This is a genomic window from Streptomyces sp. NPDC059201 (assembly GCF_042754585.1).
GTDB lineage: Bacteria > Actinomycetota > Actinomycetes > Streptomycetales > Streptomycetaceae > Streptomyces.
Genome location: NZ_JBHZBB010000013.1, coordinates 21,148 through 41,839, shown reverse-complemented (window position 1 = coordinate 41,839; position 20,692 = coordinate 21,148). Strand labels below are relative to the sequence as shown.

Below are 20,692 nucleotides of genomic sequence, written 5' to 3'. Positions count from 1 at the left end.
GGTATGCGACCACCTTAGGTCGGGCGGCGGGGTGGGGCAGAGGAGAAGCCGACGGGATGGCGACGGGAATGCCGACGGGATGCCGACGGGATGGCGATGGGCTGCCGACGAGACCCCTGTCGCGCTCCCGGATCCACGCGGATGGCTCCGCCTGGCTTGATAGGCAAGTGGTGGCTTGCCTATCGTGGCGGCATGGAGGAGGATCTGTTCAAAGCGCTGGCCGACCCCACGCGCCGGGTGATCCTCGACGAGCTGACCGACCGCAGCGGACAGTCGCTCTTCGAGATATGCGCCCGGCTGGCGACCCGGCACGGCCTCGCCATCTCCCGGCAGGCGGTCAGCCAGCACCTCGCCGTGCTGGAGACCGCCGGACTGGTCACGGCCCGCCGCGAGGGCCGCTACAAGTTCCACGACCTCGACACCCGCCCCCTGGAGCACATCGTCGCGCGATGGCTCACCCCCGCACCCCCGGAGGACACCCCATGAGGATCAACCTGACCAGCGTCTTCGTCGACGACCAGGAGCGGGCGCTCCGCTTCTACACCGACGTGCTCGGCTTCGCGCTCAAGCACGACGTGCCGATCGGCGCGGACCGCTGGATCACCGTCGTCTCCCCGGAGGACCCCGACGGCACCGAACTCGTCCTGGAACCCTCCGGCCACCCCGCCGTCCCGCCCTACAAGCAGGCCCTGGTGGCCGACGGCATCCCCGCGACCTCCTTCGCCGTGACCGACGTCCAGGCCGAACACACCCGCCTCACCGCGCTCGGCGTCCGCTTCACCCAGCCCCCGGTGGACATGGGCCCCGTCACCACGGCCGTCCTCGACGACACGTGCGGGAACCTGATCCAGATCGCCCAGTACAAGTAGGGCGCGGGGCGGCCGGGCCCGGCCGCCTGGAGCGGATCCCGGATGCCGCCTGGAACCGATCCCGTATGCCGTCTGGAGCGGATCCCGTATGCCGCCTGGAGCGGTGTTCGCGAGGGGAAATCCGCGCGCGGTCGGCGAGCCCCGCCGGGCAGGATGCCCTCCGTGGATTCCTCTTCCTCCCTCCTGTGGGGGCTCGGTGCCAACCCGGCCCTCCCTTCCGAACTCGTCGACCGCCTGATATCCGTCGCCGACGACGTACTCTCGTCCGTCCTCGCCCATCGCCCGGACCTCAGCAGCGCCCAGGCGCTCACCCTCGCCCGGCGCGTGGAGTGGGCCGAGGTGTCCCTCGCGTACGAGGGCGGGCTCACCGCAGCCGACATCGATCCCGCCGAGTGGCCGTACGCCGCCCTCGCACTGCTGGACCAGGAGGCGGCCCCCGCCTCATGGGCGCGCCTGCTGGTGGCGGATCCGGATCCCGAACGACGGGAGAAGCTCGCGGGCTGCCCCGGCCTCCCCGCCGACGTGACGGAGCGGCTGGCGGCGGACCCGGTGCTGGACGTGGTCGTCGAACTGGCCCTCTGTGGGCCGGCCGAGTGGGCCGCACGCCTCGCGGTTCACCCCCACACCTCGGTACGCCACGCGGTCGCGAACAACGAGACCGCACCGCCCGCCGTGCTGGCGGCTCTCCTGACGGACGAGGGCCTTCCCCCGGTCCGCCACTGCCGCGCCTGCGACCCAGAGGACCCTCCGAGCCCGGGTGCGGCGGACGCCTTCTCCGACCGCTTCCTGGGCTTTGGCCGGGACCTCCCCGCGGCCCACGGTGGGTCCTGCGACGGCTCCCACGCGTCCGCTGTTCATTCCCTGCGGGAGGCTGTTCTTCGGAACCCCGCCACCCCCGCCGAGGCCGCGGCCCGGTTCGCCTGGGACGGTTCCTGGGACCTGCGGTTGGCCATGGCCGAGCGGGTGGACCTGCCGGGGGAGGCGTGCGCACGGCTCGCCGGGGATCCGGATTCCCGGATTCGCGCCGCCCTGGCGGAGAACCCGGCCCTCGACGCCGCCCTCGCGCGACGCCTGGCGGGCGACCCCGCCGCGAAGGTGCGCCGTGCGCTGGCCCACAACCCCCGCGTTCCGCTCGACGTCCTCGTCTCGCTCGCCCGCACCGACAGGATCGCCGGCGCCCTCCTCCCGCGAGTGGCCACCGCGTCGGCCGCCGAGACCGAGGCGCTGGTCTCGTCGGCCGATCCGGCGGCCAGGGCGCTCGTCGCGCAGCGGCGCGATCTGCCGCCGGAGGCGCGGGACCGGCTGGCGCGCGATGCCGACGCGAAGGTGGTGGCCGCCGTCGCCCCGCACCCGGGTCTCTCCGAGGACATGCTGCGAGCCATGCTCGGCCGGCACGGTGTCCAGGTACTGGCCGGTGTCGCGGCCAACCCGGACGCGACGCCGGCGGTGCTGGAGGAGGTGGTCCGGCACGAGCCAGGAGCACGGAAGGCGCTCTACGAGGTCGCCCGGCACCACGCGGCCACGCCCGCGGCGCTGCTCGTCTGCCTGGAGGACAGCCGGGCGCGGCCCCTCGCCGCCGCTCACCCGGCTCTCCCACCTGCGGTGATCGTGGGGCTCGTCGTCGACGAGGGCGAGGCCGGGGACGTACGGGAAGCGGCGGCGGCCCATCCGTCCCTCCCGGTGGCCGTGATGGCGGACCTGCTGCGCGAGCTGTGACGCATGCCTGGGCACCGCCACACCGGCACGCCTACACACGTCACACCGGCACACCGGCACACCGGACTCCGGCACACCGGACTCCGGCTACCGGGCGAGGGCGAGCCCGCCAAGCCCGCGCCGCGTCAGTCGCTGACCGCGAGCCGTACCGCGAACGCCCCGATCACCGTGCCCGTGACCCGGTCCAGGACCCGCCGCGCCCTCGCCCCGCGCAGCCAGGTGCCGAGGGCGGTGGCGGAGGCGATCAGGACCGTCGACCAGATCATGCCGAGGACGACGTGGACGGAGGTCAGGGTGAGGCCCATGACGAAGTGCGGGGCCTCCGCCGGGATGAACTGGGGCAGGACGGCGACGTAGAAGACGCCGACCTTGGGGTTGAGCAGGTTCGTGAGGGTGCCCTGGCGCCAGCCGCCGGAGAGGGTGTCGGCGCCGCCGACCTCCACCTCCGCGCTCGCGCTGGCCCTGCCGCGCCGGAACGTTTCGGCGATCATGCGCGCCGCCATCCACAGCAGGTAGGCGGCGCCCGCCCAGCGGAGGATCTCGTACGCGAGGTGCGAGGCGGTCAGGAGGGCCGTCACGCCCAGCGAGGTCAGCGCGCCCCAGATCAGGGTGCCGGTCTGGATGCCGAGGACGACGCCCCAGGCACGGGTGCGGTGGCCGAGCGCGGCCGTGCGCAGGATGAGAGCCGTGTCGAGGCCGGGAGTGAGGGTGAGGAGTCCCACGACGAGAGCGAAGGACCAGAGTGCGGTGCTCGATGCCATGGAAGGCCACCGTAGCGCAGCACCCCACCTCGCCCCGCCCCGCCCCACCCCGGCTCACCCCCTTCGTACGCTGACCGCATGAAAGAACTCTTCCTGACGGATCACCAGGCGTACCTCCGGTGGCTCGATCTCCCTGGCGAAGGCCCCGTCCGGGTCTACCTCCACGGGCTCGGCTGCACCGCCGCCTCCGACTTCGCGCACATCGCCACCCACCCGGCGCTGGGCGGCGGACGGGCCCTCCTGGTCGACCTGCTCGGGTACGGGTTCAGTGACCGGCCCGCCGGGTTCGATTACCGGCCGGAGGGGCAGGCCGCGGCCGTCGCCGCACTCCTCGACCATCTCGACCTGACCCGCGTCGACCTCGTCGGGCACTCCATGGGCGGCGCCGTCGCGATTCACCTGGCGGCGGCCCGGCCCGGACGGATCGGGCGGCTGGTGGTCGCGGAGCCGAACCTTTACGCGGGCGGAGGCGCGTTCAGTCGGCCGGTGGCTCGGCAGTCGGAGGAGGACTTCGTGCGGAGCGGGTTCGGGCGGATGCTGGCGCTCGCCGCTCGGGCGGATTACGCGGCGCGGCTGCGGCTCTCGGACCCGCGAGCCGTGCACCGCAGCGCCGTCGCGCTCGTCGCGGGAAGCGATCCGGAGGCCGGTGACGTGCTGGCCGGGCTGACGTTGCCGCGGGCGTTCCTGGTGGGGGAGAAGAGTCTGCCGGACCGGGCGGCGGAGCAGGCGGCGGCGATGGGCGTGCCCGTGCTGGAGGTGCCCGCCGCAGGTCACAACCTCATGCTCGACAACCCCGAGGGCTTCGCCATCGCCCTCGCCCGCGCCTTGGCGCTGCCGGGACAGCCGGGATAGCCGAGTGAGCCGGCGTAGCCAAGACGGCTCCAGGTCCGCCTCGCCGAGGCAGGGGCCCCGCGCAGAGGGCTTGCGCGGGGCCCCTGCCGCTCTCTACGCTCGGCGCGCCGATAGTTAGGAACGTTTCCTAACGAGCGATTGCCCTGAAGAGAAAGGGAGTTGTCATGCGCCGACGAATCGTCATCCCGCTCGGACTCGCCGCTCTGCTGGCCGTACCCCTCGCCGTCCTGCCCGAGCGCGAGGCCGAGGCCGCCGATGCCCTCGTGTCCGCGGGCAAGCCCGCGACCTCCTCGTCCGTGGAGGGTCCGGGGTTCGCCCCGGGCCTCGCCGTGGACGGCAGCACCGCCACCCGCTGGGCCAGCCTGGAGGGCGTCGATCCGCAGTGGATCCGGATCGACCTCGGAGCCGGCCACACCCTCTCCCGGGTCAAGCTCGACTGGGAGGCCGCGTACGCGAAGACCTACCGCGTCCAGACCTCGGCCGACGGCTCCACCTGGACCGACGTCTACTCGACGACGACCGGCGACGGCGCCGTCGACGACCTCGCCGTCTCCGGCAGCGGCCGCTACGTCCGCATGTACGGGACCGTGCGGGGCACCCCGTACGGCTACTCGCTCCACGAGTTCGAGGTCTACGGCTCCCCGACCGGCGGCGGAGGCGGCACCGGCCCCGCTGTCCCCTTCGGTAGCCACCTCAAGCCCTACGCCGCCGGCATGCTCAAGCCCTCCGGCGCCCAGTCCGGCGTCGACCAGAAGGTCGTCGACTACTACAACCGCTGGAAGTCGGCCTTCGTCCGGCAGAACTGCGGCAACGGCTGGTACCAGGTCATCTCGCCCGACGCCGACCACCCGTACGTCGCCGAGGCGCAGGGCTACGGCATGGTCATCGCCGCCACCATGGCCGGCGCGGACCCCGACGCCAAGAAGATCTTCGACGGTCTGGTCAAGTGGAAGATCGACCACCCCTCCTCCATCAACCCCGACCTCCTCGCCGCCGAACAGGACGTCAACTGCCGCAGCGTCAACGGCGGCGACGGCGCCACCGACGGCGACATGGACGTCGCCTACGGCCTGCTCCTCGCCGACAAGCAGTGGGGCAGTGCCGGCACGTACAACTACAAGGCGCTCGCCCTCAAGCACATCGCCGCCATCAAGAAGGACGAGCTGAACGCCACCACCAAGCTCCTCAAGCTCGGCGACTGGACCAGCTCCGGCGACCAGTACTACTACATCTCCCGCACCTCGGACTGGATGGTCGACCACTTCCGCGCCTTCCGCACGGCCACCGGCGACACCACCTGGGACGCCGTCCGCACCGCCCACCAGACGCAGATCGCCAACCTCCAGTCCGGCTACGCCCCGAGCACCGGCCTGCTGCCCGACTTCGTCGTCGACACCGCCACCAGCCCCAAGCCGGCCCCCGGCCAGGTCCTGGAGGACCCGAACGACGGCCAGTACTGGTGGAACGCCTGCCGCACCCCGTGGCGCATCGCCGACGACGCCGTGACCAGCGGCGACGCCAAGTCCCTCGCGGCGGCCCGCAAGTTGAACGGCTGGATCAAGTCGAAGACCGGCGGCGACCCGAACAAGATCGCCATGGGCTACAAGCTCAACGGCACCCAGATCTCCGCCGGCAGCGAGGCCGCCTTCTTCGCCCCCTTCGCCGTCGCCGCCATGACCGACTCGGGCAGCCAGGCATGGCTCGACGCCCTGTGGAACAAGATGGTCGCCACCCCGATCGACACCGGCAGCTACTTCTCCGCGAGCATCCAGCTCCAGGCGATGATCACGGTCTCCGGCAACCACTGGGTCCCGTAAGCCCCCCAACTGGCCCCCTCCCCGTTCGGGGTGACCTTGCGCAGCGTGACCCGCGTGGAGCGGTCGTAGACGACCCGGCCGCCGTCGGCCGGGTCGGTGACCGAGAGGCGTACGGACACCTCCCGCGGCCCGTCCTCCTCCGGCAGCGGTACGGGGGTGGCGTAGGGCGTAACGGGGTGCGAATCGTGCGGGTGTACGGATCACGGAACGCCAACTGAACGGGGTGCGGGGAAAGTTCAAGAACGGTCGCGGCCGCCCCCCGCCGGAACTCCCGCTCATGATCACCTGAAGGAGTGAGCGGACCCCGCACCGCATCCCGCCCTGGTCCATCCTGGCCCGGTACGCGCCCCCTTCGGGCGTCCCACCCCCACCCTCCAGGAGCCGGCCGGCATGACCCACCCCACGCCCCCGGGCGAACGCCCTGACGAAAAAGCCCTGTTGCTGGCCGCCGGTCTCGCCGACCTCGTGGTGGACGCGATCGGTACGGCCACCGGATCCCTCCGCTCCCTCCTGGGCCGCGCCGACTCCGCCGAGCTCGCCCAGGACGCCGCCGCCGACCTCCGTGCCCGCGGCCGGCTCGCCCTCGACCGCCTCGCCACGGACCGGGACGGCTCCGGCGGTCTCCCGCACATGGAGATCCTGGCCCGCGAGGCCACCGCCCGCCGCGCCGCCACCACCCCCGGCCAGGTCGCCTCCGGCGACGACCTCGGTGAGTGACGTCTGGGCGCCGGAGGCGTTCAAGAGCCGTACCGACGCCGTCCTCGCCGGCTTCCTCGACGACGAGGCCACCGAACTCCTCGCCGTCGACGACGCGCTCGACCCGCTCGCCGAGGCCCTGCGCGCCACCGCCCGCCACGGCAAACGGCTCCGCGCCGCCTTCTGCTACTGGGGCTGGCGCGCCGCCGGACAGCCCGACAGCGACGCCCTGATGCGGGCCGCCGCCGCGATGGAACTCGTCCACGCGGCGGCCGTCGTCCACGACGACCTCATCGACGACAGCCCCCTCCGGCACGGCCGCCCCACCGCCCACCACGCCTTCGAGGCGCTGCCGACGGGGACCGGTCGGCGCCCCCGGGCGGCCGCCCGCGCGCTCGCCCTCCTCCTCGGCGACCACCTGATGGCCCTCGCCGGCCGTCTCTACACCGAGTCCGGGCTGCCCGCCGCGTACCTCTCCCGCGGCCGGCCGCTCTGGGCGGCCCTCGCCCGCGAACTCGTCGCCGGCGAGGCCCTGGAGATCCTGCACACCGGCGGGCCCCCGGACACCGACACCTCCCTCAAGGTGATCCGCTACAAGACCGCCAAGTACACCGTCGAACACCCCCTCCTCCTCGGCGCGTTGCTCGCCGGAGCCCCCGCCGCGCTCCGCGAGGGGCTGTCCCGTTACGGGCTACCGCTCGGCGAGGCGTTCCAGCTCCGCGACGACCTGCTCGGGCTCTTCGGCGACCCCACCCGCACCGGCAAGGAGCCCCTCGACGACCTCCGCGCCCGCCGCCCCACCGTCCTCCTTGCCGAAACCTGGCACGCCGCGAACCCCGCCCAACAGGCCCTGCTGCGCCGCGTCTTCGACGGACACCCACCGGAGGCGCCGCCCAACGACCCGCCCTCCGACGCCGAACTGCACGAGGTGCGCGCCCTGATGGCCGCGCTCGGCGCGCCCGAGCGGGTCGAGCGGATGATCGCGGGCCGCGTCGAGGAGGCCGTACGCACCCTCGACGAGCTCGACCTGCCCGGCGCCGCCCACCGCGCCCTCACGGACCTGGCCCACCGCGCCGCCGTCCGCCACCACTGACCCCCGGAGCGCCCGCCGTGACCAACTCCCACTCCCACCAGACCGTTTCGTACACCGAGGCGGACCTCGACGCCCTGCGCCACAGCGGCGACGAGCTCGCCGACGCCGTCGTCGCCACCCTCTTCGAACGCGGCGAGGTCGGCCTCTTCAACTCCCTCATGCGGTACGTCTCCGTCTCCGGCCAGGAACTCCCCGCCGGCCTCCCCGACGTGGCCCGCGAGTACCTGGAGACGACGGCCGTCCCGCCCGCCTGGGTGGACTGGAACGAGATGGAGAAGGCCCGGCTCTTCTTCACCGACAACCACGTCCACATCAACACCGCGCTCTCCTTCGCCTCCATGCCCGCCTGTTACGTCGTCCCGCGCGTGGCCCGGCTGCTCTCCGCCACCCACGGCCTGCACTACCCGAACAAACGCATGGCGGAGACCGGCCAGTTCACCACCTACCTCATGCGGCCCGACGCGTTCGAGGCCGGCGGGCGGTTCGTGCCCGCCGCGCAGAAGGTCCGCCTCCTGCACGCCTCCATCCGCCACCACCTGGTCCGCGCCGACCGCTGGGACACCGCCGCCGACGGGGTGCCGATCTGTCAGGAGGACATGATCGGCGGGCAGATGTTCTTCTCGATGCTCGTCCTCGACAGCCTCCACCGGCTCGGCATCCACATGTCCACCGAGGGCGCCGAGTCCTACCTCTACGCCTGGCGGGTCGTCGGCGCGATCCTCGGCGTCGACCAGACGGCCGTACCGAAGACCCTCGACGAGGCGCGCGCCTTCCTCGACCTCTACCTGCTGCGGCACATGGGCCCCTCGGAGGAGGGCGTCGTGCTGACCCGCCAGCTGATCGACCTGTACGAGGAGGTCGTCCCCGGCACCCTCTTCGACCCGGTCGTCTCCGCCCTCATCCGCCACCTCGTCGGCGACACCTGCGGCGACTGGCTCGATGTGCCCCGCAGCCGCTGGGACACGGCGGTGAAGGCGCTGCCCACGCTGCTCGGCGTCCTGGAGTCGGTGGAGGACGCGTCGCCGTTCGCCGCCTGGGCGCTCGACCGGCTCGGCCACCTCACCTCCGTCTTCGAGCTGTCCACGCTCACCCGGGGCCGAGTGATGCACTACGCCATCCCCGAGCACCTCAGGAAGGAGTACGGCGTCGACGCGGGCGTGCCCCGCGACCGCCGCTGGACCCCGCCCCCGGTCACGGTCACGGTCCCGACGGCCGGCCCCGGCGAGCCGCGCTGAGGGTTCTCCTCGCAGAGTGGGGCGTACTGCCCGAAAATGGACTCACCCGGTGAAGGTGAGGTGCCCATGGACGGGGAGCAGGGAGCGCTCGGGAACGGTCCGCCCGCCGGCCGGCCCGCCCGGTTCAGGTTGGACGTACGGCCCGCGTGGGACCGGGGGACGGTCGTGGTCGTCCCGGTCGGCGAACTCGACCACGACACTGTCGAGCCGCTCGGCACCGCCCTGGAGAAGCACGCCGACGCGGCGCGGATCGTCGTCGACTGCGCCGGCCTCGACTTCTGCGACTCCACGGGCCTGAACCTCCTGCTCAGAGCCCGCGCCCGCGCACGGGAGGCGGGCGCCGAACTGGACCTGGCCGGGCTGCGCCCCCCGGTGGACCGCATGTTCGAGATCACCGGCGCCCTGCGCGTCTTCCGGGTGTACGCGGACATCCGCGAGGCCCTCGCTGCGACGTCCGATGCCGACGCCCAGAGCCCCGCCCGCGATACCGACGCCGACGGGACGGGCGGCGCCCGTCCCGGGGGCTCGGCTTGACGGGCCCGCCGGTGGTGCGGGAGGGCGGGATGACCCAGGGTGACGGCGCACCGGCGCAGACCCGCAGGCTGCTGCTCCAGGGCAGCGCGGGCGCGGTGTCCCGCTGCCGCGACTTCACCGCCCGGGCGCTCGCCGACTGGGGCTGGATCCCCGCCGAGAGCCCGATGGTCCGCGAGCGCGTCGAGGACGTCCTGCTGCTGGTGTCCGAGGTCGTCACCAACGCCTGCCTGCACGGCGGCGGCCCGGAGGAGTTCGTCCTGCGGCACGCGGACGGACTCCTCCGGGTCGAGGTCGCCGACCGGAACGCCGAACACCCCCACCGCCTCCCGCCCCGCTCGCCCGCGCTGCCCGGCGGACACGGCCTGATGGTCCTCGACCGGCTGGCCACCGACTGGGGCTCCTCGGACCGGGGGCCAGGGGTGGCGGGCAAGGTGGTGTGGCTGGAGGTCGGCAAACCGTCGCGTCCACCGTGGCGCCGCCGTCCAGCAGGCCGCCCCTGAGCGTGCCGAGGGCCCGAAGCGCAGGGGTGCGGGTCCGTCGGTTCCGTGTCCTGCCCGAAGGATTCCCGGTGAGGTCCGTTTGACCGCCTTCAAGCGGGTCAGTGGCTCTGTATGGCGACTCGTGAGAGGGAAGTCGAGAGAGAAGCGACGGCAAGGCGGCGGACCCGTCGGTACGCGATCGGTGCCGGGCCCGGGACCGCCGGCCGGTGCCGCGACCTCGCGGCCGCGGCGGTCGAGGACTGGTACGGGCCGCTCACTCCGTCGGCGAGGACGGCCGGCGGGGATGTCTTGCTGCTCGTCACCGAGCTCGTCGCGGACGCGGCGCGCCGGAGGGGAGTCACGTACGAGCTCCGCCTGGACCGTTCCGTGGACGGTGTCTGGGTCCAGGTGAGCGACACCGGCCCGATCCCACCCTTCGCGGAGGGCGGGCACTCCCCGGGTGGGTACTCCCCGGGCGGGCTCTTCCTCTGCCGCCGGCTGGCCTCGGACTGGGGCTGGATGCCGCGCGGCCGGGGCAGGACCGTGTGGTGCGAGGTCCGCTTCCCGCAAGAGGCCGCCCGGTCCGTCTGAGCGGGCCGGGAGCGGGTAGCCGCCCCCGTAGGGGGACGACCCCGCCCCGCGCGGGATCGGGACCGGAGGAGGTGCCCGCGATGGACGAGGCCCGGCTCTCCGCGCACGAACGGCGCGTACTGGCCGAGATCGAGCAGGACCTGAGCGCCGACGACGACCTCGCCCGGCGCATGACCGGACGCCGGTCCTCCCCGCACCGACCCGCCCCACCCCGGCCCTCCCCACACCGGTCCTCCGCCCACCTGCCCTCCCTCCACCTGCCCCGGCCCCGGATCGCGGTCCGCGACGGTCTGGGCGCCGCGGTGTTCGGGGCCGCGACGCTCGCCCTGCTCGTCCTCGCCGTGGCGACCTTGAACCCGGCCCTGATCTGGGGCTTCGCCGCCACCTGGGTGGTGACACTGACCCTGCTGCTGCGCCTCGTGGTCCGCCGCTTCCAGCGGCGCGCGGGCGCCGGCCGCCCCGACGACGACTGAACCGACCGAAAGGAGCGCACGATGCCCCGCGGATCGAACGCCAAGCGCGAGAGGCAGTACGAACACATCAAGGAGAGCGCGCTGGAACGCGGCGAGAGCCAGAAGCGGGCGAAGGAGATCGCCGCCCGCACCGTCAACAAGGAACGCGCCCGGGCGGGCGAGTCGAAGACGGCGAGCAAGAGCTCGACCGAGGACATGTCCTCCGCACGGCGCGGCGGACAGCGCTCCCACAGCGGCGCCCAGGGCCCCACCTACGACCAGCTCTACGCCGAGGCCCAGCGCCGGAACCTCCACGGCAGGTCCCACATGAACAAGGCCGAACTGAAACGCGAGCTCGGCCACTGAACCATCACGTCACCCGGCCGCCGACCACGCCCCGTACGACCCCGAGCGCGACGAGATCCTCCGGGCGCAGGCGCAGCCGGTCGGCCGTCGTGTCCGCCTCCTCCGGGGGCAGTTTCAGGATGGCCGTGGCGAGTTCGGGGGCGATCACGGAGAAGTACGAGTCCGGGGTCGCCCAGGTGTTGCCCGGCGCGGCCAGGGCCAGCGCGCCGCCGGAACCCCCTTCGCCGATGAGCAGGGCGGTGACCGGGACCCGGGCCTCCGCGACCGCCCCGAAGAGCTCCGCGATCGCTGGGCCCGCGCCGGCCCGCTCGGCCTCGGCGTCGTTGGCGGCGCCCGGGGTGTCGATGAGCGTCAGCACCGGGATCCCGAGTCGGCCCGCGAGCCGCACCAGCCGGGCGGCGGTGCGGAAGCCGGCCGGCCGGGTCGCCGTCCCGCACTGCGCCGCGTACGCGACCGTACGCCCGTCCGGGAGGCGGCCGAAGCCGCACCGCATGCCCGGATCGGTGCCGCCGGCGCGGTCGCCGGAGAGCTCCGCCCGCTCGGTGAAGACGTCGGCGAGGTAGCGGTCGGCCCGGGGCCGCTCCGGGTGGCGGGCGCGGGCCACCGCCTCGCGCCCGCTCGCGGAGGGCTCGGTGGCGCCGAGCGCGTACGGCGGCGGGACCGGCCCCTCGGCGGGGCGGGTCAGCAGCGAAAGCCAGCGGCCCAGGACCTCGCGCAGCTCCTCGGCCGGGACGACCGCGTCGACGTGCCCGTGGGCGAGCTGGGAGGCGGCGGTGTACGCGGCCGGGTCGGCGTCCGGCGGCCGTACCCGGGAGCCCGCGAAGCCGACCTGCGCGCCCGGCAGCGCGAGCACCACGTCGGAGCCGGCCCCGAGGGTGGCCCAGCCGCCCCCGGTCGTCGGATCGCGCAGCACCGCGAGCTGGGGCAGCCCCGCGGCCCGGGTGAGCGCGGACTCCCCGGCCAGTCGCTGGAGCTGGACCAGCGCCCGCATCCCCTCGTGCATCCGGCTGCCGCCGGTCGCCAGGAGCACGGTCACCGGCAGCCGGTGCTCCCGGGCGTACGCGTGCGCGGCGGCGATCCGGTCCCCGGCGCCCTCGCCGATGGAACCCCCCAGAAAGCCGAACTCGAAGGCGACGAGCACCGTCCGGATCCCGCCCACGGTGCCGGTACCGCAGACCACCGACTCGTCCTCACCACACCGCGCCGCAGCCGCCCCCCGCGACCGCCCGTACCCACTCCATCCGAGCGGCCCGTCACCCCCGAACGCCCCCTCGGCAAAGGGAAGTCCGTCGAAATCATCGACAACAACCCCCAGCGACTCCCGCGCACTCCCAGCCACCGCCACCAGAGCCTCCCACCCCCGCCGGATCCCGTCACCGTACCGCCGAGTAGCCCCCAAGAACCGCCCCCCGCACCCACTGCGGCAGACATCACGCGGCCCCCCTCACCGGCCGCCCCAGCGCCAGCGCGCCGCCCACCACCCCGAGCGTCGCCCCCAGCAGGAAGCCGCCGAGGTCGGACGCCACCCAGGACGCCAGCGAGGCGAGGACGCCGACCACGGCGTACAGGCGCCGTCGGCGCGGGTCGCACAGGAGCAGCAGCCCGCAGGCGGCCATCGCCAGCGGCACGAGAGAGCGGATGTCGGCCGAGAGGAGGTCGGTGGGACCAGCACGCTGGACCAGCAGGATCTCGGCGCCGCCCAGGACGAGGAGGAGTCCCGCGCCGAACGGTCGCCTGCACCGCCAGGCTCTCCACCGGGGCCGGAGGCCGGGTGCCGTGCTCGCGGGGGACGGGGCCATGGGCGTGCTCCTGACGTCGGCGGAGGAGCGGTACGGGGCGGGCAAGCCGTCCGGACCGTACGACCGCCACCGCAAGAGGTCAACGCCCGTGCGACAGCGAGCCCCACGCCTCAGGCCATGATCCCGCTGCCGTGCGGCGCGTACAGGTCGAGGAGTCGTACCCGGGTCACCTGGAGCCGGTGGGCCAGGATCGAGCCGACCCAGAAGTACACGGCCGATCCGAACTCGCCGTCCGTGTGGCACATCGAGCGGACCGCCGTCGCGTCGAACTCGTACGCCCGGACTGGGGTCATCGCCTCCGCGCCCGACTGGCACAGGTAGGGCGGGAACAGCCAGGACAGGCCCACCAGCTCGCCGTGGCGCAGGGTCTCGATCACGGGCGACCCCCGCCCCGGCACCTTGGCGTCCAGGTTCACCGCGCCTGTCTTCACGATCCAGAAGCGGTCCGCGTGACGCTGCTCCTCGAAGAGCCGGTCCCCGGACTCGAAGTACACGTCCTCGGCGAAGGCCATCAACCGCTCGCGGTGCTCCGCCGGCAGCATGCTGACCTTGGGTGCGGCACTCCTCATGACGGGCCCTCCTCCTCGCGCGTACGCCTCCGCTCCCAGTGTCCGCCCAGCACGCCCGGAGCGCAGTCGGCGTACGTCCGCGCGGTGGACGTCCGGGCGGTGGACGGGGCGCGCGGCGGGTGCGCGGCGGACGTGCGGGCCGACACCGCCGGCCGTAGCGTCGCCCCGGGGCGGGACCCGTACATCCGCAGCGAGAACGGAAACACCGTCATGGCAGACAAGCCCAGCATCGTCCTCGTCCACGGTTTCTGGGGCGGCGCCGCCCACTGGGCCAAGGTCGTCGTCGAGCTCCACCGCCGGGGCCACGACCGGCTGCACGCCGTCGAGAACCCCCTCACCTCCCTCGCCGACGACGCCGAACGCACCCGCAAGATGGTCCGGCAGATCGAAGGCCCCGTCCTCCTCGTCGGCCACTCCTACGGCGGAGCCGTCATCACCGAGGCCGGCGACCTGCCGAACGTCACCGGCCTCGTGTACGTCGCCGCCTTCGCGCCCGACGCGGGGGAGAGCCCCGGACAGCTCACCCAGGAGCACCCGCCGGCCGCCTTCGAGGCCATCGCCCCCGATTCCGACGGCTACCTCTGGATCCGGCAGGACGCCTTCCGGGAGAGCTTCGCCCAGGACCTCGACGCGGACGAGGCCCTCGTCATGGCCGTCACGCAGAAGGCACCGCTCGGCTCCACCTTCGGCGACACCGTCACCGCCCCCGCCTGGCGCTCCAAGCCCACCTGGTACCAGGTCTCCACCGAGGACCGCATGATCCACCCCGACAACGAACGCCGCATGGCCGCCCGCATGAACCCCCGCAGGACCGTCGAGCTCGACGCCTCCCACGCCTCCCTCGCCTCCCGCCCGGGAGACATCTGCGACCTGATCGACCTCGCCGTCACGGAAACCGCCTGACCGAGCGCCGTACCCCTCACCGCACCCTCCCCGCACCCTCACCCCACCCCGCCCGGCGTGCGCCCCGGCGGCGCAGGGCGGAGCATGAGACCGAGGAGGGAACGGCAGAAGGGGGCGTGAGCCAGGAGGGTGACATGCCCGTCCCGGAAGTGCCCGTCCCGGACGACGGCGACGCGCTCGTCGTCCTGCGCCGGGTCGACAAGCACTTCGGGACCCTCCACGTCCTCCAGGCCATCGACCTCACCATCAGACGCGGCGAGGTCGTCGTCGTGATCGGACCCTCCGGGTCCGGGAAGTCCACCCTCTGCCGGGCGATCAACCGCCTGGAGACCATCGACAGCGGCGAGATCCGCATCGACGGCAAGCCCCTGCCCGCCGAGGGCAAGGAGCTGGCCCGGCTGCGCGCCGACGTCGGCATGGTCTTCCAGTCCTTCAACCTCTTCGCCCACAAGACCGTCCTGGACAACGTCACCCTGGGACAGATCAAGGTCCGCAAGAAGGACCGCGCGAGCGCCGAGGAACGGGCCCGCGCCCTCCTCGACCGGGTCGGCGTCGCCGCCCAGGCCGAGAAGTACCCGGCCCAGCTCTCCGGCGGCCAGCAGCAGCGCGTCGCCATCGCCCGCGCCCTCGCCATGGACCCGAAGGTGATGCTCTTCGACGAACCGACCTCCGCCCTCGACCCCGAGATGATCAACGAGGTCCTGGAAGTCATGCAGCAGCTCGCCCGCGACGGCATGACCATGGTCGTCGTCACCCACGAGATGGGCTTCGCCCGCTCCGCCGCCAACCGCGTCGTCTTCATGTCCGACGGGCGGATCGTCGAGGAGACCACACCCGAGGAGTTCTTCGACAACCCGCGCAGCGCCCGCGCCCGGGACTTCCTCTCCAAGATCCTCCACCACTGACCCCCCACTGGGGTGATCACCATGAACCCGCTCCGGACCACCAGGACCCTCGTGGCCTCCGCCACCGCCGTCGTCCTCGCCCTCGGCACCGCCTCGCTCGCCCACGGCGCGATGCCCGCCGACCACAACGACGAGGACAAGATCACCATCGGCATCAAGTTCGACCAGCCCGGCGTCGGGCTGAAGACCCCGGACGGCACCTACACCGGCTTCGACGTCGACGTGGCCACGTACGTCGCGAAGCAACTCGGCCACGAACCCGACGAGATCGTGTGGAAGGAGGCCAAGAGCGCCGACCGCGAGACCATGCTCCAGCGCGGCGACGTCGACTTCATCGCGGCCTCGTACTCGATCAACGACGAGCGGGCCGAGAAGGTCGACTTCGCGGGCCCCTACCTCCTCGCCCACCAGGACGTGCTGATCCGCGCCGACGACGACTCCATCAAGCAGCCGTCCGACCTGAACGACAAGCGGCTCTGCTCCGTCACCGGCTCCACCTCCGCGCAGAACGTCAAGGACGAGATCGCCCCCGACGCCCAGCTCCAGGAGTACGGCGGCTACTCCGAGTGCCTGACCGGCCTGGAGAACGGCGTCATCGACGCCCTCACCACCGACGACTCGATCCTCGCCGGATACGCGGCGCAGGAGGAGTTCAAGGGCAAGTTCAAGCTCGGCGGCTTCGAACTGAGCAACGAGAACTACGGCATCGGCGTCCAGAAGGGCAGCGACCTCAAGGGCAAGATCAACACCGCCCTGGAGAAGATGGTCGACGACGGCTCCTGGGACGCGGCCGTCGAGAAGAACTTCGGCCCGGCGAACTACCAGAACGAACCCGCCCCGAAGATCGGCGTGATCGTCGACTGAGCCGGCCGCCGTGTTCGACTTCCTCGAAGGCTACGACCTCCTGGGCGCCTTCTGGGTGACCGTCCAGCTCACCTTCTGGTCCGCCCTCGGCTCCCTGGTCTGGGGGACGCTGCTCGCCGCCATGCGCGTCGGCCCCGTCCCCCTCATGCGGGGCTTCGGCACCGCCTACGTCACCATCGTCCGCAACATCCCCCTCACCGTCATCATCGTCTTCACCTCCCTCGGCCTCTTCCAGACCCTCGGGATCAGCCTCGGCGCCGACCGCTTCACCACCATCAACTTCCGGCTCGCCGTCCTCGGACTCACCGCCTACACCAGCGCCTTCGTCTGCGAGGCGCTGCGCTCCGGCATCAACACCGTCCCCCTCGGCCAGGTCGAGGCCGCCCGCGCCATCGGCCTCAGCTTCCCCCAGATCCTCCGGATCATCGTGCTCCCGCAGGCGTTCCGCTCGGTCGTCGGCCCGCTCACCAACGTCCTCATCGCCCTCACCAAGAACACCACCGTCGCCGCCGCCATCGGCGTCGCCGAAGCCGCCCTGCTCATGCGGGAGATGATCGAGAACGAGGCGCAACTCATCCTCATCTCCGCGCTCTTCGCCTTCGGGTTCATCTGCCTCACCCTGCCCACCGGCCTCCTCCTCGGCCGGCTCGCCCGGAAAGTGGCGGTCAAACGGTGAGGCGCACCGGCAAGGGCGAACCCGTCACCGTCCTCTACGACGTCCCCGGCCCCCGCGCCCGCCGCCGCAACCTGCTGTGGACGGTGCTCTTCCTCGCCGCCCTCGCCGCCGTCGTCTGGTGGGTGATCGCCGGACTCGACGCCAAGAACCAGCTGGAGGCGGCCAAATGGGAGCCCTTCTTCACCGACGGGCGCATCTGGGAGACCTACCTCCTGCCCGCCTTGAAGAACACCGTCATCGCCGCCGGCCTCGCCATGGTCCTCGCCCTGCCGCTCGGCGCCCTCCTCGGCATCGCCCGCCTCTCCGAGCACCGCGTCGTCCGCGCCGGCGCCGGCACCGTCGTCGAGTTCTTCCGCGCGATCCCCGTCCTCATCCTCATGCTCTTCGCCAACGCCGCCTACGCCGAGTTCACCGACATCAGCCCCGAGACCCGCCCCCTGTACGCGGTCGTCACCGGCCTCGTCCTCTACAACGCCTCCGTCCTCGCCGAGGTCGTCCGCGCCGGCATCCTCGCCCTCCCCGCCGGCCAGACCGACGCCGCCAAGGCCATCGGCATGCGCAAGGGCCAGACCATGGCGTACGTCCTCCTGCCACAGTCCGTCACCGCCATGCTGCCCGCCCTCGTCAGCCAGCTCGTCGTCATCGTCAAGGACACCGCCCTCGGCGGCGCCATGCTCGGCTTCTCCGAACTCCTCGCCTCCGTCCGCCCCATGAGCGCCAACTACGGCGCCAACACCATCGCCTGCTTCACCGTCGTCGCCGTCCTCTTCGTCCTCCTCAACTTCGCCCTCACCACCTTCGCCTCCTGGCTCGAACGCCGCCTGCGCCGCGGCAAGCGCTCCACCGGCGCCGTCGTCGGCGCCGAGGCCGTCGAGGACCTCGCCACCCCCGGCGAACCCCCCGACCCGCGGGGCCCCAGGCCCGCTCCGTAACGAACCGGATCCACAGGAGCTTTCGGCGCGGACATGAGGGACACTGCTCCCGTGCGTGGACATCTACCGGGCGAGAACCCGGGTTTCGCAGGCCGCCGCACGGAACTGAAGCGCATCACCGCCGCGCTGGCGGAGCACCGCCTCGTCACCGTGACCGGCGTCGGAGGCGTCGGCAAGACCCGGCTCGCGCTGCGCGCCGCCCACCGCGTCCGCCACCGCCACCCCGACGGCGCCTGGTGGGCCGACCTCGGCCAGCTCGACGGCGAACGGCTCCTCGTCGCCCTCGTCGCCGACTCCGTCGACCTCGCCGACCACACCCCCGGCACCGACACCGGCGCCCTGCGCCGCCGCCTCGCCGAGACCCGGCTCCTCCTCGTCCTCGACTGCTGCGACCACCTCGCCGACGCCTGCGGCCGGCTCGTCGCCGAACTCCTCGCCGCCGCCCCCGGCCTCACCGTCCTCGCCACCTCCCGCCGCCCCCTCGGCGTCCCCGGCGAGCACACCGTCCTCCTCGACCCCCTCCCGCCCACCGGCGACGACGCGCTCACCCTCCTGCGCGCCGCCGCAGGCCAGGACCTCCCCGCCACCGGGCCCGCCGGCGAGATCTGCGTACGCCTCGAAGGCATACCCCTCGCCCTGGAGCTCGCCGCCGCCCAGATCCGGCTCCAGGGCGCCGAAGCCGTCCGCGACCAGCTCGGCAGCCGCCTCACCGCACCCCCCGAGGCCCGCTTCGACCTCCTCGCCCACCCCGAGCGCGTCTGGCCCGCCCGCCACCGGACCCTGCGCGCCGCCATCGGCTGGAGCCACGAGCTCGCCGACCCCCTCGAACGCCTCCTCTGGGCCCGCCTCTCCGTCTTCCGCGGCCCCTTCGACCTCGCCACCGCCGCCGCCGTCTGCACCGGCGGCCCCCTCACCCCCGACACCCTGCCCGCCGCCCTCGACGGACTCGTCCGCGCCTCCGTCGTCCGCCCCGCCGACACCGCCGGACGCCACCGCCTCCTCGACACCATCCGCGAGTACGGCGCCGGCTGGCTGGACCGGCTCGGCGAGACCGGCGCCACCGCCGACCGGCACGCCGCCCACTTCCGCGCCCTCGCCGCACAGGGCCGCGCCGCCTGGCACGGCAGCCGCGAGCTCCACTGGTACCGCGCCGTCGACACCCACCACACCGACCTGCGCACCGCCCTCGACCGCCTCCTGCGCACCGACCCCGACGCCGCCCTCGACCTCGTCGGCTCCGTCGCCTTCGCCTGGTCCTGCCGGGGCCGCCTCCGCGAGGCCCGCGACGGCCTCGAACAGGCCCTCCTCCTCAGCGACGCCCGCGGCCGCGCCCGCACCCGCGCCCTGTGGGCCCTCGGCGTCACCCTCGTCCTCCAGGGCGACCTCGGCCCCGCCCAGGACGTCAGCGAACGCTGCGCCCGCGAGGCCCGCCACACCGAGCACCCGCCGGAACGGCCCTGGGCGCCCTCGGAGCCGTACGGCCCCGGCGAACTCACCCTCGACGCCGCCGCCCTCGCCGGGCTCCTCGCGCTGACCACCGGCCGCGCGCGGGCCGCCCTCGTCGTCGTCGACCACGTCCTCGCCTCGGCCCGGGGCCGCCCCGCCGACTCCGCGGCCACCCTCCGCTGCCACCTCGTCCGCGTCTTCGCCCTCACCGGCCTCGGCCGGCTCGCCGAGGCCCGCGCCGACGCCCTCGCCCTGCGCGCCCTCTGCGAGACCCTCGACGAACACTGGACCCGCACCGCCCTCGCGTACCAGCTCGCCCTCACCGCCCTCCTGGAAGGCGATCCGGCCGCCGCCGCGGACCACGCGCGCGCCATGCTGACCGGCACCCGCGCCCTCGGCGCCGGCCTCGGCATCGCCCTCGGCCTCGACGTCCTCGCCACCGCCCACGCCGCCGCGGGCGACGGCGCCCGCGCCGCCGACGTCTCCGGCACCGGCGAGGCGTACTGGCGCGCCACCGGCCAGCCCCGCCGCGGCCTCCCCGGCCTGCGCGCCCTCCACGCCCACCACACCGCCGGCGTCCGCGCCACCCTGGGCGAACCCGCCTACGAGGAGATCTTCCTCCGCTCCCTCACCGACCTCCCCCAATCCGGCCTCAACCGAGCCCTGGACACCAGCTGACCCCACGGCCGCCCTGGCACGTCCCGGCCGCCTGCCTACCGCTCACCGGCCGCATGCCCCACCGGCCGCCGGCCGCCGGCCGCCTGCCCTCGGCCCAGCGCTCACCGCCTTGCCGACCCGGCTGCCCAGCCATGTCCCGGCCGCCTGCCTACCGCCACCGGCCCCACCGCCCGCCGGCCCTCGGCCCACCGCTCACCGCTTGCCGACCCGGCCGCCCATTGCCTGTTCCGCCCGCCGTTCGCCGGCCCGGGCGCCCACCGCTGTCCGGCACCGGCAGACGCCCCACCGTCAGCGGCCCACCAGCGGCCTGCCCTCGCCCCTGCCTACCGCCCCGCGGGCCCACCTCCCACCGCGTGCCCTCGGGGCCGCCGCCCCGCTCGGCCGCAGGCCCCACCGCCCGCCTGCCCACCGGCACTGGCTGATCACCCACCGGGCGCCACCCACCGGTAGCCCGCCCCG

24 protein-coding genes are annotated in these 20,692 nt (G+C 73.6%); 19 read left to right on the top strand and 5 right to left on the bottom strand.

Annotated features, from left to right (window positions below; genetic code table 11):
- Window positions 1–192: 192 nt before the first annotated feature.
- The 3 genes from ACFXMG_RS32700 (at window position 193) to ACFXMG_RS32690 (ending at window position 2,585) form a co-directional block, all read left to right on the top strand.
- The gene (locus tag ACFXMG_RS32700; RefSeq protein WP_383825077.1) at window positions 193–486 is read left to right on the top strand and encodes an ArsR/SmtB family transcription factor; all 294 of its coding nucleotides are present in this window, start codon (window positions 193–195) and stop codon (window positions 484–486) included.
- Complete coding sequence (locus ACFXMG_RS32695; protein ID WP_383825080.1) at window positions 483–869, top strand: VOC family protein; 387 nt, start codon at window positions 483–485, stop codon at window positions 867–869. The genes ACFXMG_RS32700 and ACFXMG_RS32695 overlap by 4 nt, the downstream gene beginning before the upstream one ends.
- Window positions 870–1,031: 162 nt before the next feature.
- The gene (locus ACFXMG_RS32690; RefSeq protein WP_383825082.1) at window positions 1,032–2,585 is read left to right on the top strand and encodes a hypothetical protein; all 1,554 of its coding nucleotides are present in this window, start codon (window positions 1,032–1,034) and stop codon (window positions 2,583–2,585) included.
- A gap of 125 nt (window positions 2,586–2,710) precedes the next feature.
- On the opposite strand, the gene ACFXMG_RS32685 is transcribed toward ACFXMG_RS32690, so the two are convergent.
- Entirely contained in the window at window positions 2,711–3,346 is a 636-nt protein-coding gene (locus ACFXMG_RS32685) for a LysE family translocator (RefSeq protein WP_383825085.1), read from the bottom strand.
- Between the two features lie 78 nt (window positions 3,347–3,424).
- Between ACFXMG_RS32685 and ACFXMG_RS32680 the strand changes: the two genes are divergently transcribed.
- Both ACFXMG_RS32680 and ACFXMG_RS32675 read left to right on the top strand, forming a co-directional pair.
- On the top strand, window positions 3,425–4,198 hold the full coding sequence (locus ACFXMG_RS32680) for an alpha/beta fold hydrolase (protein WP_383825088.1): 774 nt from the start codon (window positions 3,425–3,427) through the stop codon (window positions 4,196–4,198).
- Window positions 4,199–4,362: 164 nt separating this feature from the next.
- Window positions 4,363–6,015 (top strand): glycosyl hydrolase family 8, encoded by a 1,653-nt coding sequence (locus ACFXMG_RS32675; RefSeq protein ID WP_383825091.1) that lies wholly within the window; start codon window positions 4,363–4,365, stop codon window positions 6,013–6,015.
- Here the strand turns inward: ACFXMG_RS32675 and ACFXMG_RS32670 are convergent.
- Window positions 5,949–6,134, bottom strand: a complete 186-nt coding sequence (locus ACFXMG_RS32670) for a hypothetical protein (protein ID WP_383825094.1) — start codon at window positions 6,132–6,134, stop codon at window positions 5,949–5,951. The two genes, ACFXMG_RS32675 and ACFXMG_RS32670, sit on opposite strands and share 67 nt — an antisense overlap.
- A 271-nt stretch (window positions 6,135–6,405) precedes the next feature.
- Between ACFXMG_RS32670 and ACFXMG_RS32665 the strand changes: the two genes are divergently transcribed.
- From ACFXMG_RS32665 to ACFXMG_RS32630, 8 genes are all read left to right on the top strand, one after another.
- Window positions 6,406–6,732 carry a polyprenyl synthetase gene (locus ACFXMG_RS32665; protein WP_383825097.1) on the top strand — a complete coding sequence of 109 codons (327 nt, stop codon included), beginning with the start codon at window positions 6,406–6,408 and terminating at the stop codon, window positions 6,730–6,732.
- A complete protein-coding gene (locus ACFXMG_RS32660) occupies window positions 6,725–7,804 on the top strand; it encodes a polyprenyl synthetase family protein (RefSeq protein ID WP_383825099.1) in 1,080 nt (359 codons plus the stop codon). The genes ACFXMG_RS32665 and ACFXMG_RS32660 overlap by 8 nt, the downstream gene beginning before the upstream one ends.
- A 17-nt stretch (window positions 7,805–7,821) precedes the next feature.
- Complete coding sequence (locus ACFXMG_RS32655) at window positions 7,822–9,039, top strand: oxygenase MpaB family protein (RefSeq protein WP_383825102.1); 1,218 nt, start codon at window positions 7,822–7,824, stop codon at window positions 9,037–9,039.
- A 66-nt stretch (window positions 9,040–9,105) separates the two neighbouring features.
- Complete coding sequence (locus tag ACFXMG_RS32650) at window positions 9,106–9,573, top strand: STAS domain-containing protein (protein WP_383825104.1); 468 nt, start codon at window positions 9,106–9,108, stop codon at window positions 9,571–9,573.
- A gap of 29 nt (window positions 9,574–9,602) precedes the next feature.
- Window positions 9,603–10,073, top strand: a complete 471-nt coding sequence (locus ACFXMG_RS32645) for an ATP-binding protein (protein ID WP_383825107.1) — start codon at window positions 9,603–9,605, stop codon at window positions 10,071–10,073.
- A 288-nt stretch (window positions 10,074–10,361) separates the two neighbouring features.
- On the top strand, window positions 10,362–10,643 hold the full coding sequence (locus ACFXMG_RS32640) for an ATP-binding protein (RefSeq protein ID WP_383825110.1): 282 nt from the start codon (window positions 10,362–10,364) through the stop codon (window positions 10,641–10,643).
- An 80-nt stretch (window positions 10,644–10,723) separates the two neighbouring features.
- On the top strand, window positions 10,724–11,116 hold the full coding sequence (locus ACFXMG_RS32635) for a DUF3040 domain-containing protein (RefSeq protein ID WP_383825113.1): 393 nt from the start codon (window positions 10,724–10,726) through the stop codon (window positions 11,114–11,116).
- A 21-nt stretch (window positions 11,117–11,137) separates the two neighbouring features.
- A complete protein-coding gene (locus ACFXMG_RS32630) occupies window positions 11,138–11,461 on the top strand; it encodes a plasmid stabilization protein (RefSeq protein ID WP_383825116.1) in 324 nt (107 codons plus the stop codon).
- Between the two features lie 4 nt (window positions 11,462–11,465).
- Here the strand turns inward: ACFXMG_RS32630 and ACFXMG_RS32625 are convergent, their stop codons facing one another.
- The 3 genes from ACFXMG_RS32625 to ACFXMG_RS32615 all read right to left on the bottom strand — a co-directional run bounded on the left by ACFXMG_RS32625 (window position 11,466) and on the right by ACFXMG_RS32615 (window position 13,829).
- Window positions 11,466–12,806: a carboxyl transferase domain-containing protein gene (locus tag ACFXMG_RS32625; RefSeq protein ID WP_383825119.1), complete on the bottom strand. Its 1,341-nt coding sequence runs from the start codon at window positions 12,804–12,806 to the stop codon at window positions 11,466–11,468.
- An 85-nt stretch (window positions 12,807–12,891) separates the two neighbouring features.
- On the bottom strand, window positions 12,892–13,260 hold the full coding sequence (locus ACFXMG_RS32620; protein ID WP_383825122.1) for a DUF6114 domain-containing protein: 369 nt from the start codon (window positions 13,258–13,260) through the stop codon (window positions 12,892–12,894).
- Window positions 13,261–13,370: 110 nt separating this feature from the next.
- Window positions 13,371–13,829: a Crp/Fnr family transcriptional regulator gene (locus ACFXMG_RS32615; protein ID WP_383825125.1), complete on the bottom strand. Its 459-nt coding sequence runs from the start codon at window positions 13,827–13,829 to the stop codon at window positions 13,371–13,373.
- An 84-nt stretch (window positions 13,830–13,913) separates the two neighbouring features.
- Here ACFXMG_RS32615 and ACFXMG_RS32610 point away from each other — a divergent pair, with 84 nt between their 5' ends.
- From ACFXMG_RS32610 to ACFXMG_RS32585, 6 genes are all read left to right on the top strand, one after another.
- The gene (locus ACFXMG_RS32610) at window positions 13,914–14,732 is read left to right on the top strand and encodes an alpha/beta hydrolase (RefSeq protein ID WP_383825127.1); all 819 of its coding nucleotides are present in this window, start codon (window positions 13,914–13,916) and stop codon (window positions 14,730–14,732) included.
- A 134-nt stretch (window positions 14,733–14,866) separates the two neighbouring features.
- Window positions 14,867–15,637 carry an amino acid ABC transporter ATP-binding protein gene (locus ACFXMG_RS32605; RefSeq protein WP_383825130.1) on the top strand — a complete coding sequence of 257 codons (771 nt, stop codon included), beginning with the start codon at window positions 14,867–14,869 and terminating at the stop codon, window positions 15,635–15,637.
- 21 nt (window positions 15,638–15,658) lie between these two features.
- The gene (locus ACFXMG_RS32600; RefSeq protein WP_383825133.1) at window positions 15,659–16,501 is read left to right on the top strand and encodes a glutamate ABC transporter substrate-binding protein; all 843 of its coding nucleotides are present in this window, start codon (window positions 15,659–15,661) and stop codon (window positions 16,499–16,501) included.
- A gap of 10 nt (window positions 16,502–16,511) precedes the next feature.
- Window positions 16,512–17,177: an amino acid ABC transporter permease gene (locus tag ACFXMG_RS32595; protein WP_383825136.1), complete on the top strand. Its 666-nt coding sequence runs from the start codon at window positions 16,512–16,514 to the stop codon at window positions 17,175–17,177.
- Complete coding sequence (locus tag ACFXMG_RS32590; protein WP_383825139.1) at window positions 17,174–18,109, top strand: amino acid ABC transporter permease; 936 nt, start codon at window positions 17,174–17,176, stop codon at window positions 18,107–18,109. The genes ACFXMG_RS32595 and ACFXMG_RS32590 overlap by 4 nt, the downstream gene beginning before the upstream one ends.
- A 33-nt stretch (window positions 18,110–18,142) precedes the next feature.
- Complete coding sequence (locus tag ACFXMG_RS32585; RefSeq protein ID WP_383825142.1) at window positions 18,143–20,233, top strand: ATP-binding protein; 2,091 nt, start codon at window positions 18,143–18,145, stop codon at window positions 20,231–20,233.
- The last annotated feature ends 459 nt before the right edge of the window (window positions 20,234–20,692 follow it).

Bases quoted from the DNA above. Each gene is read 5' to 3' on its own strand.
- ACFXMG_RS32700 (WP_383825077.1), top strand. From the start codon at position 193: ATGGAGGAGGATCTGTTCAAAGCGCTGGCCGACCCCACGCGCCGGGTG.
- ACFXMG_RS32695 (WP_383825080.1), top strand. From the start codon at position 483: ATGAGGATCAACCTGACCAGCGTCTTCGTCGACGACCAGGAGCGGGCG.
- ACFXMG_RS32685 (WP_383825085.1), bottom strand. From the start codon at position 3,346: ATGGCATCGAGCACCGCACTCTGGTCCTTCGCTCTCGTCGTGGGACTC.
- ACFXMG_RS32680 (WP_383825088.1), top strand. From the start codon at position 3,425: ATGAAAGAACTCTTCCTGACGGATCACCAGGCGTACCTCCGGTGGCTC.
- ACFXMG_RS32675 (WP_383825091.1), top strand. From the start codon at position 4,363: ATGCGCCGACGAATCGTCATCCCGCTCGGACTCGCCGCTCTGCTGGCC.
- ACFXMG_RS32665 (WP_383825097.1), top strand. From the start codon at position 6,406: ATGACCCACCCCACGCCCCCGGGCGAACGCCCTGACGAAAAAGCCCTG.
- ACFXMG_RS32650 (WP_383825104.1), top strand. From the start codon at position 9,106: ATGGACGGGGAGCAGGGAGCGCTCGGGAACGGTCCGCCCGCCGGCCGG.
- ACFXMG_RS32645 (WP_383825107.1), top strand. From the start codon at position 9,603: ATGACCCAGGGTGACGGCGCACCGGCGCAGACCCGCAGGCTGCTGCTC.
- ACFXMG_RS32635 (WP_383825113.1), top strand. From the start codon at position 10,724: ATGGACGAGGCCCGGCTCTCCGCGCACGAACGGCGCGTACTGGCCGAG.
- ACFXMG_RS32630 (WP_383825116.1), top strand. From the start codon at position 11,138: ATGCCCCGCGGATCGAACGCCAAGCGCGAGAGGCAGTACGAACACATC.
- ACFXMG_RS32620 (WP_383825122.1), bottom strand. From the start codon at position 13,260: ATGGCCCCGTCCCCCGCGAGCACGGCACCCGGCCTCCGGCCCCGGTGG.
- ACFXMG_RS32615 (WP_383825125.1), bottom strand. From the start codon at position 13,829: ATGAGGAGTGCCGCACCCAAGGTCAGCATGCTGCCGGCGGAGCACCGC.
- ACFXMG_RS32605 (WP_383825130.1), top strand. From the start codon at position 14,867: ATGCCCGTCCCGGAAGTGCCCGTCCCGGACGACGGCGACGCGCTCGTC.
- ACFXMG_RS32600 (WP_383825133.1), top strand. From the start codon at position 15,659: ATGAACCCGCTCCGGACCACCAGGACCCTCGTGGCCTCCGCCACCGCC.
- ACFXMG_RS32585 (WP_383825142.1), top strand. From the start codon at position 18,143: ATGAGGGACACTGCTCCCGTGCGTGGACATCTACCGGGCGAGAACCCG.